At 74.1% G+C, this 15,098-nt stretch carries 15 protein-coding genes; 11 read left to right on the forward strand and 4 right to left on the reverse strand.

Annotated features, from left to right (window positions below; translation table 11 throughout):
- Positions 1-380: 380 nt before the first annotated feature.
- Together A4R25_RS15535 and A4R25_RS15540 are read left to right on the forward strand one after the other, a co-directional pair.
- Positions 381-677, forward strand: a complete 297-nt coding sequence (locus A4R25_RS15535; protein ID WP_013284790.1) for a DUF4193 domain-containing protein — start codon at positions 381-383, stop codon at positions 675-677.
- A 137-nt stretch (positions 678-814) separates the two neighbouring features.
- Positions 815-1,756, forward strand: coding sequence for a hypothetical protein (locus tag A4R25_RS15540; protein ID WP_373888006.1), 942 nt, complete (start codon positions 815-817; stop codon positions 1,754-1,756).
- 62 nt (positions 1,757-1,818) lie between these two features.
- Here the strand turns inward: A4R25_RS15540 and A4R25_RS15545 are convergent, their stop codons facing one another.
- Positions 1,819-2,310 carry a DUF3093 domain-containing protein gene (locus A4R25_RS15545; RefSeq protein WP_064447141.1) on the reverse strand — a complete coding sequence of 164 codons (492 nt, stop codon included), beginning with the start codon at positions 2,308-2,310 and terminating at the stop codon, positions 1,819-1,821.
- An 85-nt stretch (positions 2,311-2,395) separates the two neighbouring features.
- Here A4R25_RS15545 and dut point away from each other — a divergent pair, with 85 nt between their 5' ends.
- The 4 genes from dut (at position 2,396) to A4R25_RS15565 (ending at position 4,772) form a co-directional block, all read left to right on the forward strand.
- Positions 2,396-2,893 (forward strand): dUTP diphosphatase, encoded by a 498-nt coding sequence (gene dut / locus A4R25_RS15550; protein ID WP_030502984.1) that lies wholly within the window; start codon positions 2,396-2,398, stop codon positions 2,891-2,893.
- Positions 2,894-2,918: 25 nt separating this feature from the next.
- Positions 2,919-3,542, forward strand: coding sequence for a DUF3710 domain-containing protein (locus A4R25_RS15555; RefSeq protein WP_043325677.1), 624 nt, complete (start codon positions 2,919-2,921; stop codon positions 3,540-3,542).
- A gap of 172 nt (positions 3,543-3,714) precedes the next feature.
- On the forward strand, positions 3,715-4,095 hold the full coding sequence (locus tag A4R25_RS15560; RefSeq protein WP_043325675.1) for an OB-fold nucleic acid binding domain-containing protein: 381 nt from the start codon (positions 3,715-3,717) through the stop codon (positions 4,093-4,095).
- Positions 4,092-4,772 carry a DUF3159 domain-containing protein gene (locus A4R25_RS15565; protein ID WP_043325672.1) on the forward strand — a complete coding sequence of 227 codons (681 nt, stop codon included), beginning with the start codon at positions 4,092-4,094 and terminating at the stop codon, positions 4,770-4,772. The genes A4R25_RS15560 and A4R25_RS15565 overlap by 4 nt, the downstream gene beginning before the upstream one ends.
- A 7-nt stretch (positions 4,773-4,779) precedes the next feature.
- On the opposite strand, the gene A4R25_RS15570 is transcribed toward A4R25_RS15565, so the two are convergent.
- Entirely contained in the window at positions 4,780-5,463 is a 684-nt protein-coding gene (locus A4R25_RS15570) for a TrkA family potassium uptake protein (RefSeq protein ID WP_043325670.1), read from the reverse strand.
- 3 nt (positions 5,464-5,466) lie between these two features.
- Positions 5,467-6,132, reverse strand: a complete 666-nt coding sequence (locus A4R25_RS15575; RefSeq protein WP_043325668.1) for a TrkA family potassium uptake protein — start codon at positions 6,130-6,132, stop codon at positions 5,467-5,469.
- Positions 6,133-6,290: 158 nt separating this feature from the next.
- Here A4R25_RS15575 and A4R25_RS15580 point away from each other — a divergent pair, with 158 nt between their 5' ends.
- The 5 genes from A4R25_RS15580 (at position 6,291) to A4R25_RS15600 (ending at position 13,499) form a co-directional block, all read left to right on the forward strand.
- Positions 6,291-8,378, forward strand: a complete 2,088-nt coding sequence (locus tag A4R25_RS15580; RefSeq protein WP_043325667.1) for an APC family permease — start codon at positions 6,291-6,293, stop codon at positions 8,376-8,378.
- Positions 8,375-9,655, forward strand: coding sequence for a class I SAM-dependent RNA methyltransferase (locus A4R25_RS15585; RefSeq protein WP_064447142.1), 1,281 nt, complete (start codon positions 8,375-8,377; stop codon positions 9,653-9,655). The genes A4R25_RS15580 and A4R25_RS15585 overlap by 4 nt, the downstream gene beginning before the upstream one ends.
- A 45-nt stretch (positions 9,656-9,700) precedes the next feature.
- Positions 9,701-10,861 carry an anhydro-N-acetylmuramic acid kinase gene (locus tag A4R25_RS15590; protein ID WP_064447143.1) on the forward strand — a complete coding sequence of 387 codons (1,161 nt, stop codon included), beginning with the start codon at positions 9,701-9,703 and terminating at the stop codon, positions 10,859-10,861.
- A 58-nt stretch (positions 10,862-10,919) separates the two neighbouring features.
- Complete coding sequence (gene dxs / locus A4R25_RS15595; RefSeq protein ID WP_064447144.1) at positions 10,920-12,863, forward strand: 1-deoxy-D-xylulose-5-phosphate synthase; 1,944 nt, start codon at positions 10,920-10,922, stop codon at positions 12,861-12,863.
- A gap of 129 nt (positions 12,864-12,992) precedes the next feature.
- On the forward strand, positions 12,993-13,499 hold the full coding sequence (locus A4R25_RS15600) for a GNAT family N-acetyltransferase (RefSeq protein WP_231915531.1): 507 nt from the start codon (positions 12,993-12,995) through the stop codon (positions 13,497-13,499).
- 316 nt (positions 13,500-13,815) lie between these two features.
- Here A4R25_RS15600 and A4R25_RS15605 read toward each other — a convergent pair whose 3' ends face one another.
- A complete protein-coding gene (locus A4R25_RS15605) occupies positions 13,816-15,006 on the reverse strand; it encodes a hypothetical protein (RefSeq protein ID WP_064447146.1) in 1,191 nt (396 codons plus the stop codon).
- Positions 15,007-15,098: the final 92 nt, after the last annotated feature.

Consider the following 15,098-nt stretch of genomic DNA (forward strand, 5'->3'; position numbering starts at 1 on the left):
GGTCGGGCCGCGACCGGTCGGCCGTCCAGTACGCCGCTGAGGTTAACCGTTGTCCGGCCCAGGCGTGGAAACAGTCCGACATACCGGCGCGCCACGCGGTGAACCGGTAGGACTACCCCTATCTTCGTGTCGCCTGAGTCACATTGGGAACAACTTCGGGCGCCGAGGCGTACATCTCCCCCGCGAGGGCGGTATACATGCCTCGCCCACAGGGGGGGTAAGGTTCCGCGCTCACCGGGGGCATTTCGCACCGGCGAGCCCGGCCCACCGCTCGTCGGGTCGGGTGCCCGACAGAGATGGTGGCCGGTCAGGGGAACCGAAACGGCGTCGTCCGGCGTTACAACCGGCAGCGACAATATCGATATTGGAGAGTGAAACCGATGGCCACCGACTACGACGCCCCGCGTCGCGACGAGGTCGACCTCGGCGAGGACAGCCTCGAAGAGCTCAAGGCCCGGCGGGTCGACTCACAGTCGGGCGCCGTGGACGTCGACGAGGCCGAGGTGGCCGAGAGCTTCGAGCTGCCCGGCGCCGACCTGGCCGACGAGGAGCTCACGGTCAAGGTCCTTCCGATGCAGCAGGACGAGTTCCGGTGCGCCCGCTGCTTCCTGGTCCACCACCGCAGCCAGCTGGCGGTCGAGCGCAACGGCGACCTGATCTGCCGCGAGTGCGTCTGATCCCGACCGGGGACACCGGCGGCGGCCTCCTCGACGGGGCCGCCGCTGTTCGAGCCGCCGCCGTGCGCCGGTGGCCGGTTGCTGCTTGACTCGTTACGGGCGGCTGCCACGCCGCGCGGAGCAAGGAGGGCGGACGGGTGAGCGAGCGCAGCGAGGGGACCGGCGCCGACCGGACCCCGGCTCCAGCGGCGGGACCGGCACCGACCGGGCCGGATGCGACACCGACCGGCTCCGCCGTGCCCGCACCTGGCGGCTCCACCGTGCCGCCGGCCTCCACCGAACTCGCCGCGACGGCGGCCACTACCGGCTCCGGTTCGACGTCCGGTGAGCCGGGCGCGGACGCCGGGGAACTCGGCGCGACGGTCGCCGCCCTGACCGCCGACGACATCGCCCCGGCCCGCCGGCGGCAACTGCTGACCCGGCTGGTCGGGCAGGCCCGCGCCCGGGGGATCACCGACCTGTTCAAGCCGAGGGCGGCGGTGCGCTGGATGACCGACACGGTCGCCGAGATCGCCCCGCACGTGCCGATCCGCGACCTCGCCACGCTGCGGCGGCACTTCCCCGGCCTGGACGACGACGCGCTCGCCGACCGGCTGGTCCGCAACGCGTCCCGGGCCACCGCCGGGGTCGGCGCGGCCGGCGGCGGAGTGGCAGCTGTCGAGTGGGCGGTGACGCCCACGCTGCTCTCCGCCCCCGTCCTGCTGGCCGCCGAGACGGTCGCGGTGGTGGCGATCGAGCTGAAACTCATCGGCGAGCTGCACGAGGTCCACCGGGTGCCGCTGCCGGCCGGCGGCGCCGGCCGCGCGGTGTCGCTGGTGCAGTCCTGGGCCACCCAGCGCGGGGTCAACCCGATGATGCCGGGCGTCGGAGTGAGCGCGGTGCTCGGCACCGCCGCCCGCCGCGAGCTGCGGGACAGTCTGATGCGCCGATTCGGGCGCAACCTCACCACGCTCGGGCCGTTCCTGACCGGCGCCGCCGTGGCCGGCTACCTCAACCGCCGGGCCACCCGCGCGCTCGGCGAGCAACTGCGCAAGGACCTGCGGCGGACCGCCCGGGCACTGCCGGACAAGCCGTCCTGACCGGCGGCGGACCGGCCGCTCGCGGGCGGCGCCGGGTCAGGCCGCCTCGGGGCGGCGTCGGATCAGGCCGCGTCGCGGGCGGCCAGGACGGCGGCCGCCAGCTGGACCGGGTGCCGGGTGCTGACCACCCAGAACGGGGTCGGGTCCTCCGGGTCGTCCAGCACCACCTGCACGGCGCCGTCGATCCACGGACGCTGCACCACGAAGGCCAGCGGGTCGGAGCCGACGCCGAGCACCTCGCGCCGGCCGGCCGCGTCCAGCGGCACCACGTCCGCGACGTACCGCACCGGGAGGTGGGCGTCGTCCACCCGCAGCTCGCCGTCGCGCACCTCGACCCGGATCCGGCCCAGCCACCACAGGGCGGCCACCGCGGCGGGGATCAGCAGCACGAACGGCAGCCAGGCGCGGACGCCGGTCGCGCCCATCCACAGCTCGACCGCGAGCAGCGCGGCCGCGGCCAGCCCGAGCGGCCAGGCCCACCAGGGCAGGCCGAGGCGCTCCGCGTACGGCGCGGCGGTGGCCGGCGGCGCGGCCGGAGATGACGACTGACGCACACTGACGAGGGTACGGCGCGTCGCGGGCCCGGCAACCGGCAGGATGACAGGGCACCCCCGCAGGACCGGACGGAAGAGGATGACCGTGACAGACGTCGTACCCGTGCCCGTGCGGCTGCTCGACCCGGAGCTGCCGCTGCCGGCGTACGCCCATCCCGGTGACGCCGGCGCGGACCTGGTGGCCGCCGCGGACGTCGAGCTGCCCCCCGGCGGCCGGGCCCTGGTGCCCACCGGCGTGTCGGTGGCGCTGCCCGACGGGTACGTCGGGCTGGTCCACCCCCGATCCGGTCTGGCGGCGAGGCTCGGCGTGACGGTGCTCAACGCGCCCGGTACGGTCGACGCCGGCTACCGGGGTGAGATCCTGGTCAACCTGATCAACCACGATCGGGACACGCCAGCCAAGATCAGCCGGGGCGACCGCATCGCGCAACTGGTGGTCCAGCGGGTCGCCCGGGCCGAGTTCCGGCCGGTGGCCGAGCTGCCCGCGTCCCGGCGTGGCACGGGCGGGCACGGGTCCACCGGCGGGCACGCCGGCCTGGTCCCGGCGCCGTCCGGCGGGCAGAGCGAAGAGGTGGCAGGGTGAGTGCGAACAGCGGAGGGTGGGCGCAGTGATCTTCTCCCGGAAGCGGGCCGACGAGGCGCGTGACAATGGGGTCCTCGACGCCGAGGAGACCCCGTCGGCGCCGGACCGCGGGCCGTACGACGTCAGCGAGGCCCCCGACGCGCCCCGGCTCGACCTGGGCAGCCTCCAGATCCCGGCGGTGCCGGACGTGGAGGTGCGCGTCCAGGCCGACCCGCAGGGCGTGATCCAGCAGGTGGTGCTGGTGCACGGGCAGAGCGCGCTGCAGCTCGGCGTCTTCGCCGCGCCCCGCTCCGAGGGCATCTGGGACGAGGTGCGCGAGGAGATCCGCCAGTCGCTCGTCGCCGACGGCGCCACCGTCCAGGAGGTCGACGGGGAGCGCGGTCCCGAGCTGCGCGCCCGGGTGCGTACCCCGGACGGCCCGACCGACCTGCGCTTCGTCGGCATCGACGGCCCGCGCTGGATGGTGCGCGGCGTCTTCCAGGGCCTCGCGGCCACCGAGGCGGCCACCGCCGGGCCGCTGACGGCCTGCCTGGACGGCCTGGTGGTCGACCGCGGGCAGGAGGCCAAGCCGGTGCGCGAGCCGCTGCCGCTGCGGCTGCCCCGCGAGGTCGCCGAGCAGCAGGCCGCCGCCGAGCAGCAGGAGGTCTGATCCACACGTGCCCGGGCCCGGCGTCGAACGGCGCCGGGCCCGCGGCGTGCCGGCGTCCCGGGCGGCGGTACGCGTACCACGGCGCTCCCGCCGGCGGGCCGTGTCGGCGTACGCTGGCGGGACGGTTCCGCCACCAGCGGGGCCCCGCTGTGGAGAGGGTGACGCGGAGGTCATGACGACCGACGAGAGCCGGGGGTCGCTGCGGCGGCTCCTGCACCGGCTCACCGCCAGCGAGGCCGAGATCGAGGCGCAGGAGCTGCGCCGGGAGAGCGCCGAGTCCGGCGGCACGCCGGCCCGCCAGTGCAACAGGGGCCAGGTGGTGTCGGTGGCCGGGCGGCTGCGCACCGTCGTCTACACGCCGCGGACGAACCTGCCCACGCTGGAGGCGGACCTCTACGACGGCACCGACGTCGTCACGCTGGTCTGGCTGGGCCGTCGGCACATCGCCGGGATCGAGCCGGGCCGGCACCTGACCGCGCGCGGCCGGGTGGCGGTGCGTGACGACCGCAAGGTGATCTACAACCCGTACTACGAGCTGGAGTCGCCGAAGTGACGACCGGACAGCAGCACACCCCGTCGGGTCTCGGCCCGCAGGACGAGGAGCGGCTGCCCAGCCTCGCCGAGCAGATGGCCGACCAGCTCGGCGGATGGCGCGGGCTGGTCGAGTCGAGCATCCCGGTGGTGGTCTTCGTGGTCGCCAACGTGATCGGCGAGCTGCGCCCCGCCGTGTACGCCTCGGTAGCGGTGGCGCTGCTGATCGCCGGCCTGCGGCTGGCCCAGCGCAAGCCGGTGCGGCACGCGGTGAACGGCCTGTTCGGCGTCGGCATCGGCGCGCTGCTGGCCCTGCGTACCGGCGACGAGCGCGACTTCTACCTGCCCGGCATCCTCTACGGCATCGGCTACGGCCTGGCGCTGCTGCTCTCGGCCGCGATCCGGCAGCCGCTGGTCGGCTGGATCTGGTCGGTGCTGGTCGCCAAGGGCCGCTCCGAGTGGCGCGACGACCCCAGGCTGGTCCGCACCTTCACCCAGCTCACCGTGCTGTGGGGCGTGGTGTGGCTGGCCAAAGTCGGCGTACAGGCCGGGCTCTACCTGGCCCACCAGGACACCGCGCTGGGCGTGGCCCGGCTCGCGCTGGGCTACCCGCCGTACGCGCTGCTGCTGCTGATCACCGTCTGGGTGGTGCGCCGGGTCACCCGGGAGGGCGCGCCCACCCCGCTCCCGGGCGCCTGAGGCCGCTTCAGGAACGGTGGCGGTCCGCGCTGGCCGGGCCGAGGATCACCGCGCGTACGTCGTCCTCCACCGCGGCGGTGCAGACGAACACCAGCTCGTCGCCGGCCTCGATCGGGTCGTCCGGGGTGGGCACCAGCACCCGCTTGCCGCGCACGATCGCCACCAGCGCCGCGTCCCGGGGGATCGGCACCGCGTGGATCGCCTGCCCCACGTAGGGCGCGGTCGGCGGCAGGGTGATCTCGACCAGGTTCGCCTCGCCCTGCCGGAACGTCATCAGCCGGACCAGGTCGCCGACGGTGACCGCCTCCTCGACCAGCGCCGCCATCACGCGCGGCTTGCTGACCGCGACGTCGACGCCCCACTGCTCGGTGAACAGCCACTCGTTCTCCGCCCGGTTGACCCGGGCCACCACGCGGGGCACCGCGAACTCGGTCTTGGCCAGCAGCGACACCACGAGGTTGACCTTGTCGTCGCCGGTGGCCGCGACGACCACGTCGCACCCGGCTACGTCGGCCTCCTCCAGGCTGGCCAGCTCGCACGCGTCGGCGAGCACCCAGTCGGCGGCGGGCACCCGGTCGGGCCGCAGCATCTTCGGCTGCCGCTCGATCAGCATCACCTGGTGGCCGTTGTCGATCAGCTCCTGGGCGATCGAGCGGCCCACGTTGCCGGCGCCGGCGATGGCGATCCGCATGGCTCAGTGCCCCCCTTCCGGCGGCGCCGCCGCCACCGACGTGACCGGGCCGTTGATGTCGTCGGTCACCAGCATGAAGACCTGGTCGCCCTCCTGCACCACGGTGGAGGCGGTGGGCAGGGTGCCGATGCCGAACCGGTTCAGGTAGGCCACCCGGGCGCCGGCGGCCTGCTCCAGCTGCCGCAGCGGCCGGCCGATCCAGTCCTTGTGCACCGGCACCTCCATGATCGACACGGTGCTGGTCGGGTCGCGGAAGATCTCCACGTTGCCCTCCGGGACCAGGTGGCGCAGCATCCGGTCGGCCGTCCACCGGACGGTCGCCACGGTGGGGATGCCCAGCCGCTCGTAGACCTGCGCCCGGCGCTGGTCGTAGATGCGGGCCGCGACCCGGGACACGCCGAACGTCTCCCGCGCCAGCCGGGCCGAGATGATGTTGGAGTTGTCACCGCTGGAGACCGCCGCGAACGCGTCGGCCCGCTCGATGCCGGCCTGGCGCAGCACCTCACCGTCGAAGCCCGCGCCGGTCACCGTGATGCCGGCGAAGTCCGGCCCGAGACGGCGGAACGCGTCCGCGTCCTGGTCGATCACCGCCACCGAGTGGCCGCGCGACTCCAGGCTGTGGGCCAGGGTCGACCCGACCCGGCCGCAGCCCATGATCACCACATGCACGGTGTCCGCTCCTCCCACGGCGCCGCCCGCCGACCCGTCGCCTGCGAGCCTGCCACGTCCCCCTGCCGGACGGGGGACCGAACCGTACCGCGCGGACGCACGCGGGGGAGATCGACCACCCCTGCGCCCCGGATCCGGTGGTCGTACGCTTGGCGGTTGTGGCCCGACCCACCTCGCTGCTGAAGCGACTCCTCCTCGGTCGACCGTTCCGGTCCGACCGCCTGCAGCACACGCTGCTGCCGAAGCGCATCGCGTTGCCGGTCTTCGCCTCCGACGCGCTCTCCAGCGTGGCGTACGCGCCGGATGAGATCCTCCTGACGCTGTCCATCGCCGGCGCCTCGGCGTTCTTCTTCTCGCCGTGGGTCGCGCTCGCGGTCGTCGTGGTCATGCTCACCGTGGTGGCGAGCTACCGGCAGAACGTGCACGCCTACCCCTCCGGCGGCGGCGACTACGAGGTCGCGACGGTCAACCTCGGTCCCAAGGCCGGCCTGGCGGTGGCGAGCGCGCTGCTCGTCGACTACGTGCTCACCGTCGCCGTCTCGGTCTCCTCCGGCGTGGCGAACCTCGGCTCGGTGGTGCCGTTCGTGGCCACCCACAAGGTGCTCATCGCGGTCAGCGCGGTGGTGCTGCTCACCGCGATCAACCTGCGCGGCCTGCGCGAGTCCGGCACCGCCTTCGCCATCCCCACGTACGGCTTCGTGATCGTCATCGGCGGCATGCTGCTGACGGGGCTGGTCCGCGTCTTCGTGCTCGGCGACGACCTGCGCGCGCCGAGCGCCGGCCTGGAGATCCAGGCCGAGCACAGCGTCACCGGGTTCGCGCTGGTGTTCCTGCTGCTGCGCACGTTCTCGTCGGGCTGCGCGGCGCTCACCGGCGTGGAGGCGATCTCCAACGGCGTACCCGCCTTCAAGGCCCCGAAGTCGAAGAACGCGGCGACCACGCTGCTGCTGCTCGGCGGCATCGCGGTCACCATGCTGGTCGGCATCATCTGGCTGTCCCGGCTCACCGGCCTGCAGTTCGTCGAGGACCCGAGGACGCAGATCGTCTCCGGCCCGGTCGACTACGTGCAGAAGACGGTGACCGTGCAGCTCGGGGAGACCGTGTTCGGCGGCGGCTCGGTGCTGCTCTACGTGGTCGCCGGGATGACCGCGCTGATCCTGTTCCTGGCCGCCAACACCGCCTTCAACGGCTTCCCGGTGCTCGGCTCGATCCTCGCGCAGGACCGCTACCTGCCGCGCCAGCTGCACACCCGAGGCGACCGGCTGGCGTTCTCCAACGGCATCCTGTTCCTGGCCGTCTTCGCGGTGGTGCTGATCATCGGCTTCCAGGCCGAGGTGACCAAGCTCATCCAGCTCTACATCGTCGGGGTGTTCGTCTCGTTCACGCTCTCCCAGGCCGGCATGATCCGGCACTGGAACCGGCACCTTCGCAACGAGCGGGACCCGGAGGCGCGCCGCCGGATGCTGCGCTCCCGGGCGATCAACACGTTCGGCATGGTGATGACCGGCGTGGTGCTGGTCATCGTGCTGGCCACGAAGTTCCTGCTCGGGGCGTGGATCGCGATCGTCGCGATGGCGGTGATGTACGTGGTGATGCTCGGCATCCGCCGGCACTACGACCGGGTCGCGGAGGAGCTGGAGCCGACCGAGCAGCGGGGCGTGCTGCCCGCCCGCAACCACGCCATCGTGCTGGTCAGCAAGCTGCACAAGCCGACGCTGCGGGCGGTCGCGTACGCCCGGGCGACCCGGCCGGACACGCTCACCGCGGTCACCGTGAACGTGGACGAGCAGGACACCCGGGAACTGCAGGCCGACTGGGAGCGCCGCGAGCTGCCGGTGCCGCTCACCGTGATCGACTCCCCGTACCGGGAGATCACCCGGCCGATCCTCAACTTCGTCGCGTCGGTGCGCCGGGAGTCGCCGCGCGACGTGGTCACCGTCTTCATTCCCGAGTACGTGGTGGGGCGCTGGTGGGAGAACCTGCTGCACAACCAGAGCGCGCTGCGGCTCAAGGGGCGGCTGCTGTTCGAGCCGGGCGTGATGGTGACGAGCGTGCCCTGGCAGCTCGCCTCCACCGCCAGCAAGAACCTGGACCGCCTGGACGCCACGCTCAGCCGGGGTCCGGCGCGCGGCCCCCGGGTGGCGCCGCAGAGCACGCTGCCGCCGCCGGTGGCGTCCACCCCGTCCGCGCCGTCCGCGCCCTCCACGCCGTCCGCGCCCTCCGCCGAGCGGGAGGAGCGGCCGTGAGCGCCGACGAGCGTCCCGGTCCGGTGCCGACGGCGGAACGCCCCGGGCTGGAGGAGGCCGAGCGGGTCGAGCTGACAGTCGACGCGGTCGCGCCGGGCGGGCACTGCGTGGCCCGCGTCGGCGGGCAGGTGGTCTTCGTCCGGCACGCGCTGCCCGGCGAGCGGGTGATCGCCGAGGTGACCGAGCTGCACCGGGGCTTCGCCCGCGCCGACGCGGTGGAGATCCTGGACGCCGCACCGGACCGGGTCGCCCCGCCGTGCCCGTACGCCCGGCCGGGCCGGTGCGGCGGCTGCGACCTCCAGCACGTCGCCCCGGCCGCCCAGCTCGACTGGAAGCTCGCCGTGGTGCGCGAGCAGCTCACCCGGCTGGGCGGCCTCACCGCGGAGCAGATCGACGCGCTCGGCGTACGCGTCGAGGCGCTGCCCGGCGGGCCGCTGGGCTGGCGTTCCCGGGTCCGGTACGCGGTCGACGCGGCCGGGCGGGCCGGGCTGCTCAAGCACCGCTCGCACGAGGTGGTGCCGATCGAGCGGTGCCTGATCGCGCACCCGGCGATCCAGGAGCTGCCGGTGCTCCCGCCGACCGGCGCCCGCTGGCCCGACGCCGACGCGGTGGAGACCGTCGCCAGCACCGGCGGGGACGTCGCCGTGGTCGCGTACGCCGAGGGGGTTCCGACGGCGGTGAGCGGGCCGGAGCGGGTCCGGGAGACGGCGGCCGGGCGGTCCTTCACGCTGCCCGCCTCCGGGTTCTGGCAGGTCCACCCGGCGGCGGCGGACGCGCTGACCGGCGCGGTGCTCGACCTGCTCGACCCGCAACCGGGCGAGACGGCCTGGGACCTGTACGGCGGCGCCGGGCTGTTCGCCGCCGCGCTCGCCGAACGGGTCGACGGGGCCCGGGTGACGCTCGTCGAGTCGGCGCCGGACGGCGTGGCCGCGGCCCGGGAGAACCTCGCCGACCTGCGCGGCGTCGAGGTGGTCGCGGCGCGGGTGGAGACCGCGCTGGCCCGGCGCCGGATCACCGGCCCGGTCGACCTGGTGGTGCTCGACCCGCCGCGCTCCGGCGCGGGCGCGCCGGTGGTCCGCGACGTGGTGGCCGCCGGGCCGCGCGCGGTCGCGTACGTGGCGTGCGAACAGGCCGCCTTCGCCCGGGACGTCCGCACGTTCCGCGAGGCGGGGTGGCGGCTGGCCGAGTTGCGCGGGTACGACCTGTTCCCGATGACCCAGCACGTGGAGCTGGTCGGCCTGTTCCTGCCCGCGCACGGCCCCGGCCCCGCGCGTTAACAAGGGGCCCTTTTGCTACCGGATCCGTTAAGAAGGGGCCCTTCCTTGCGCATCGTCGGGCTGATGTCGGGCACGTCCTACGACGGCGTGGACGTGGTGGCCGCCGAGTTCACCGCCGACGGCGACACGCTGCGGCTGCGGCCGCTCGGGCACCGCGAACTGGCGTACCCGGACGACCTGCGGGCCGAGATCGGCGCGCTGCTGCCCCCGGCGGCCACCACCATCGAGGCGGTCTGCCGGCTGGACAACCGCCTCGGCGAGGTGTTCGCCGAGGCGGCGGCGGCCGGCGTCGAGCTGGCCGGGGGCGCTGCCGACGCGGTCGTGTCGCCCGGGCAGACGGTCTTCCACTGGGTCGAGGCGGGCCGGGTGCGCGGCACGCTCCAGCTCGGCGCGCCGGCCCGGGTGGCCGCCCGGGTGGGCGTACCCGTGCTGCACGACCTGCGCTCGGCGGACGTGGCGGCCGGCGGCCAGGGCGCGCCGCTGGTCCCGGCGTTCGACGCGCTGCTGCTCGACCCGGCTGCCGGCCCACGTGCGGCGTTGAATCTCGGCGGGATCGCGAACCTCACCGTGGTCGCGCCCGGCGCGCCCGTCCTCGGGTACGACGTGGGACCGGCCAACGCGCTGCTGGACGCCGCCGCCCGGCGCTTCCTGGACCGGCCCTGCGACGTCGACGGAGCGCGGGCCGCGGCCGGGCGGGTGCACGAGGCGCTGCTGGCCCGGCTGCTCGCCGAGCCGTACTACGCCGCGCCGCCGCCCAAGTCCACCGGCAAGGAGCTGTTCCACGGCGGCTACCTGGACGCGGCGCTGGCCGCGCTCGGCGAGCCGGTGGCCGCCGACGACGTGCTGGCCACGCTCACCGAGCTGACCGCCCGCACGGTGGCCGACGCCTGCGACCGGCACCGGGTCACCGAGGTGGTGGCCGCCGGCGGGGGAGTGCGCAATCCCACACTCCGGGCGCGGCTGGCCGCGCTGGGCGCGGGACGCTGGCGGCTGCGCACCACCGACGAGCTGGGCGTACCCGCCCAGGCCAAGGAGGCGTACGCGTTCGCGCTGCTCGGCTGGCTGTCCTGGCACGGCCTGCCGGGCGCGGTGCCGTCGGTGACCGGCGCGTCCCGGGCCGCCGTGCTCGGCTCCTGGACGCCGGCCGGCCCGTCCGCCGCCGCGCCGCGCCCACCCGCGCCCCGGCGGCTGGTGGTCGACGCCTGACCTGGGTCGATGCACGGCCGGGCTGCGGACTGTCGCGCGGCCGATAGACTCTCCGGTCATGAGTGTTGAAGAGGGCACGGCCAACCACGGTCGGCTGCTGGGCACCGTCCGCGGCCCGCAGGACGTGAAGCGGATGACCGCCGAGCAGCTGGACATCCTCGCCGCCGAGATCCGTGACTTCCTGATCGCCAAGGTCTCCCGCACCGGCGGCCACGTCGGCCCCAACCTGGGTGTGGTCGAGCTGACCCTGGCGATGCACCGGGTCTTCGACTCCCCCCGCGACCGGCTCCTCTTCGACACCGGCCACCAGGCGTACGTACACAAGATCCTCACCGGCCGGCAGGAGGGCTTCGACAAGCTCCGCCAGCGCGGTGGCCTCTCCGGCTACCCCAGCCAGGCGGAGAGCGAGCACGACCTGATCGAGAACTCGCACGCCTCCACCGCCCTGTCGTACGCCGACGGCCTCGCCAAGGCGTACGCGCTGCGCGGCGAGAAGCGCTCCGTGGTGGCCGTGGTCGGCGACGGCGCGCTCACCGGCGGCATGTGCTGGGAGGCGCTGAACAACATCGCCACCGCCGGCAACCCGCTGGTGATCGTCGTGAACGACAACGGCCGGTCCTACTCGCCGACCATCGGTGGCCTCGCCGACCACCTGTCGTCGCTGCGGCTCAACCCCGGCTACGAGAAGGTGCTCGACACGGTCAAGGACGCACTGGGCAACACCCCGTTCGTCGGCAAGCCGATGTACGAGGTGCTGCACGCGGTCAAGAAGGGCATCAAGGACGCGGTCGCCCCGCAGGCCATGTTCGAGGATCTCGGCATCAAGTACGTCGGCCCGGTCGACGGCCACGACGTGCCGGCCGTCGAGGCGGCGCTGCGCGCGGCCAAGAACTTCGGCGGCCCGGTGATCGTGCACGCGGTCACCCGCAAGGGCTACGGCTACCGTCCCGCCGAGGACGACGAGGCCGACTGCCTGCACGGCCCCGGCGCGTTCGACGCCGAGACCGGCAAGCTGCTCGCCGTGCCGTCGGTGAAGTGGACCAACGTCTTCGCCGACGAGCTGGTCGCGATCGCCGACGAGCGGCCCGACGTGGTCGGCATCACCGCCGCCATGGCCGAGCCCACCGGCATCGCCACGTTGGCCCGCAAGTACCCGGAGCGGGTCTACGACGTGGGCATCGCCGAGCAGCACGCGGCCACCTCCGCCGCCGGCCTCGCCATGGGCGGGTTGCACCCGGTGGTGGCGGTCTACGCCACGTTCCTCAACCGCGCGTTCGACCAGGTCCTGCTGGACGTGGCGATGCACAAGCTGCCCGTCACGTTCGTGCTGGACCGCGCCGGCATCACCGGCCCCGACGGGCCCAGCCACTACGGCATCTGGGACATGTCGGTCTTCGGCGTGGTGCCCGGCCTGCGGATCGCCGCGCCCCGCGACTCGGCCACGCTGCGTGAGGAGCTGCGCGAGGCGATCGCCGTGGACGACGGCCCGACCATCCTGCGCTTCCCGACCGGCACCGTCGCCGCCGACCTGCCGGCCGTACGCCGGGTCGGCCCGGTCGACGTGCTGGCCGAGTCGGCGCGTACCGACGTGCTGCTGGTGGCGGTCGGCTCGTTCGCCGGCCTCGGTGTCGAGGTCGCCGCCCGGGTCGCCGAGCAGGGGTACGGCGTGACTGTGGTCGACCCGCGCTGGGTGCGCCCGGTGCCGGCCGAACTGGTCGAGCTGGCGTCCGCGCACCGGCTCGTGGTCACCGTGGAGGACGGCGTACGCATCGGCGGCGTCGGCTCCGCGCTGGCGCAGGCGATGCGCGACGCGGACGTCCGCGTACCGGTGAAGGACATGGGCGTGCCGGCCGACTGGCACCCGCACGGCAGCCGCGCGCAGATCCTGGCCGACCTGCGGCTGACCGCGCAGGACGTGGCACGCGACGTCACCGGCTGGATCTCCAGCCTCGACGCCACCCCGGTCGACCCGGCCGCGAACGGAGCCCGAGCCCAGAGCTGACCCCGCTCTCCGTCGCGCCCGCCCGCCCGCGTCGATCTTGCACTTGCGGCCCTCCTGATGTCGGCTTCGCCCGATAAGGGAGGGCCGCAACCGCAAGATCGCTGGATGTCTTGTGTCGAGGGAGGGGCGGTGGAGATTCGGGAGGCCGGGCTCGGGGATCTTTCGGGGATCGTCGAGTTGCACAGCCGGGCGCGGGTCGCCTACTACGGGGCCGGTGGGTTGCCGACCGAGGAGATCCTCACTCCGGAGCTGGCTCGGGAGCAGCGGGAGGGCTGGGCGGCGGCAATCACCTCGGCGCGCAAGCAGGTGCGAGTCGCCATCGTGGACGGTGTCCTGGCCGGGGTGCTGGCCATGGGTCCGCCGCACTCGTCCGACCTGGATCCGCGGACGACCGCGCAGCTCTACCAGATCCACGTCGATCCGGGACTCTGGGGCCGAGGCGTCGGTGGCGCGCTGCACGCGATGTTCGTGCGGCACCTGGCGGACGAAGGGCTGGTGCTGGGCGTGCTGGAGGTGTGGGAGCGCAACATTCGGGCCCGCGCGTTCTACACCCGCCACGGCTGGCGCCCCGACGGCACCTCCCGCCCCGGCCCGGCCCGAACCCCCTACGTAGGCATGCAGCTGACCCACCCTTAGCCCGTCGCTTAGCCCTCACCCTCACCTCAGCCCGCCCTGAACCCGTCGATCTTGCACTTCCGACCCCGAGGTTGCCGGTTTTGCCCTGATCGGCGGGGCCCTCACTGCAAGATCGCCGAGTCCCTCCAGCCCTGGCCCCGCCCTGGCCTGCCCTGTTGACCAAGGAGTTTGGGTGCGTGGAGAGCCTCCCGGACGACACAAACTCCTTGATCACCGAGCCAGTCGGGTGATCATGAGGTTGGCGGGGATTGGTGTCCGGTTTGTCGCCGTCAAGTTCATGATCGACGGGGTGGGCGGCGGGGCGGGAGAGCGCGGGTTACGGGGTGGGGAGGGAGCGGTACCAGGTCTTCTCGGTGCCGGCCAGGCTGAACGTCTGCCGCTGGTCGGTGTGCTCGACGACCACCAGGCCGGGACGGTCCACCAGGCGGGTGGTGCCGGGCGGGGCGGAGAACGACACCTCGCCCGTACGCCAGCTCAGCACCGCCAGCGGCCGGCCGGGCATCGGCAGGTGGTACGCCTGGAGCGTGGTGGACCGGTCGGCGGGGGAGACCACCGGCGTGCCGCCGTCCGCGGGCCGGTAGACCACCGCGGTCATCGTCCCGCTGGGACTGTCCCAGCTCAACTGTTCCAACTCGCCCGGCTCCCCGTCGCCGAGCGCCACCGAACCGAGCGAACGGGTGGCGATCTTCGCCATCGGCCAGGACTCCGGCGCGGAACGGGGCGCGTCCCGGTCGCCGATGCGGCGCGGCACGCTGCCGAACGGGCCCCGCTCACCGGCCAGCACGCAGGTGTCCAGCCCGGTCAGCGCGCGCTTCCCGGCGCCCGTGTCGTCGCGTACCAGGGGGTAGCGGGGCGCTTCGGTGGCCGTACCCAGGTCGAGGACGCGGTCGGCGGCCTTGCCGCGCGGCAGTGACGTCGTGGGCCGCAGCGCCGCGGTCAGCTCGACGGCCCGGCACGCCGGCACGGCGACCGGCTCGGTGACGCCGTCGGTGCTGGTGACGGCCTTGCCGTCGGGGCCGAGCAGGCGTGCGACGCGGGCCGAGGTGAGGTAGCGGCGGCCGTCCGGGTCGCGCACCGGCAGCACGTCGGAGTAGACCAGGTAGCCGGGATCGGTGTACTCGGTGGCGTGTGCCACCCGCCAGCGCTGCCCGTCCCGGTCGAGTTGCAGCAGCCAGGAGGCGGCGTCACCGGGGACATCGGCGGCGACCAGCGCCAGCGCGGAGCCGGCCACCTGACCGGAGAAGAGGATGCCGGAGGTGGGCACGTGTACCCGGTCGTCCACCGGGGAGCGCCACTCGCGTACCGCTGTGGTGATCGCGGCGGTCGCCGCCGCGTCGCCGGCCAGGCTGCCGCGCGGCGGCCACACCGCGAGGTTGCCGTCCAGGCTGTCGTAGCCGACCCGCAGGTCCGCCGGCTTCCGGTCCGCGATCGGTCCGCAACCCGCGGTGACCAGCAGCAGAGCTGCCAGCGCGGTGCCCGTCGTAGCGCTTCGGCGGGCTGAAAGCACCCTGATCCCCTCGCCGGTCGTCGGTCGGAAGCCCACATGGTACGAGACGGCCCGCCACCCGGCCGCGCCCGGCTCACCCTTTCGGTCGAGTG

Source organism: Micromonospora sp. NBRC 110037 (assembly GCF_001652995.1).
GTDB classification, from domain to species: Bacteria; Actinomycetota; Actinomycetes; order Mycobacteriales; family Micromonosporaceae; genus Micromonospora; species Micromonospora chalcea.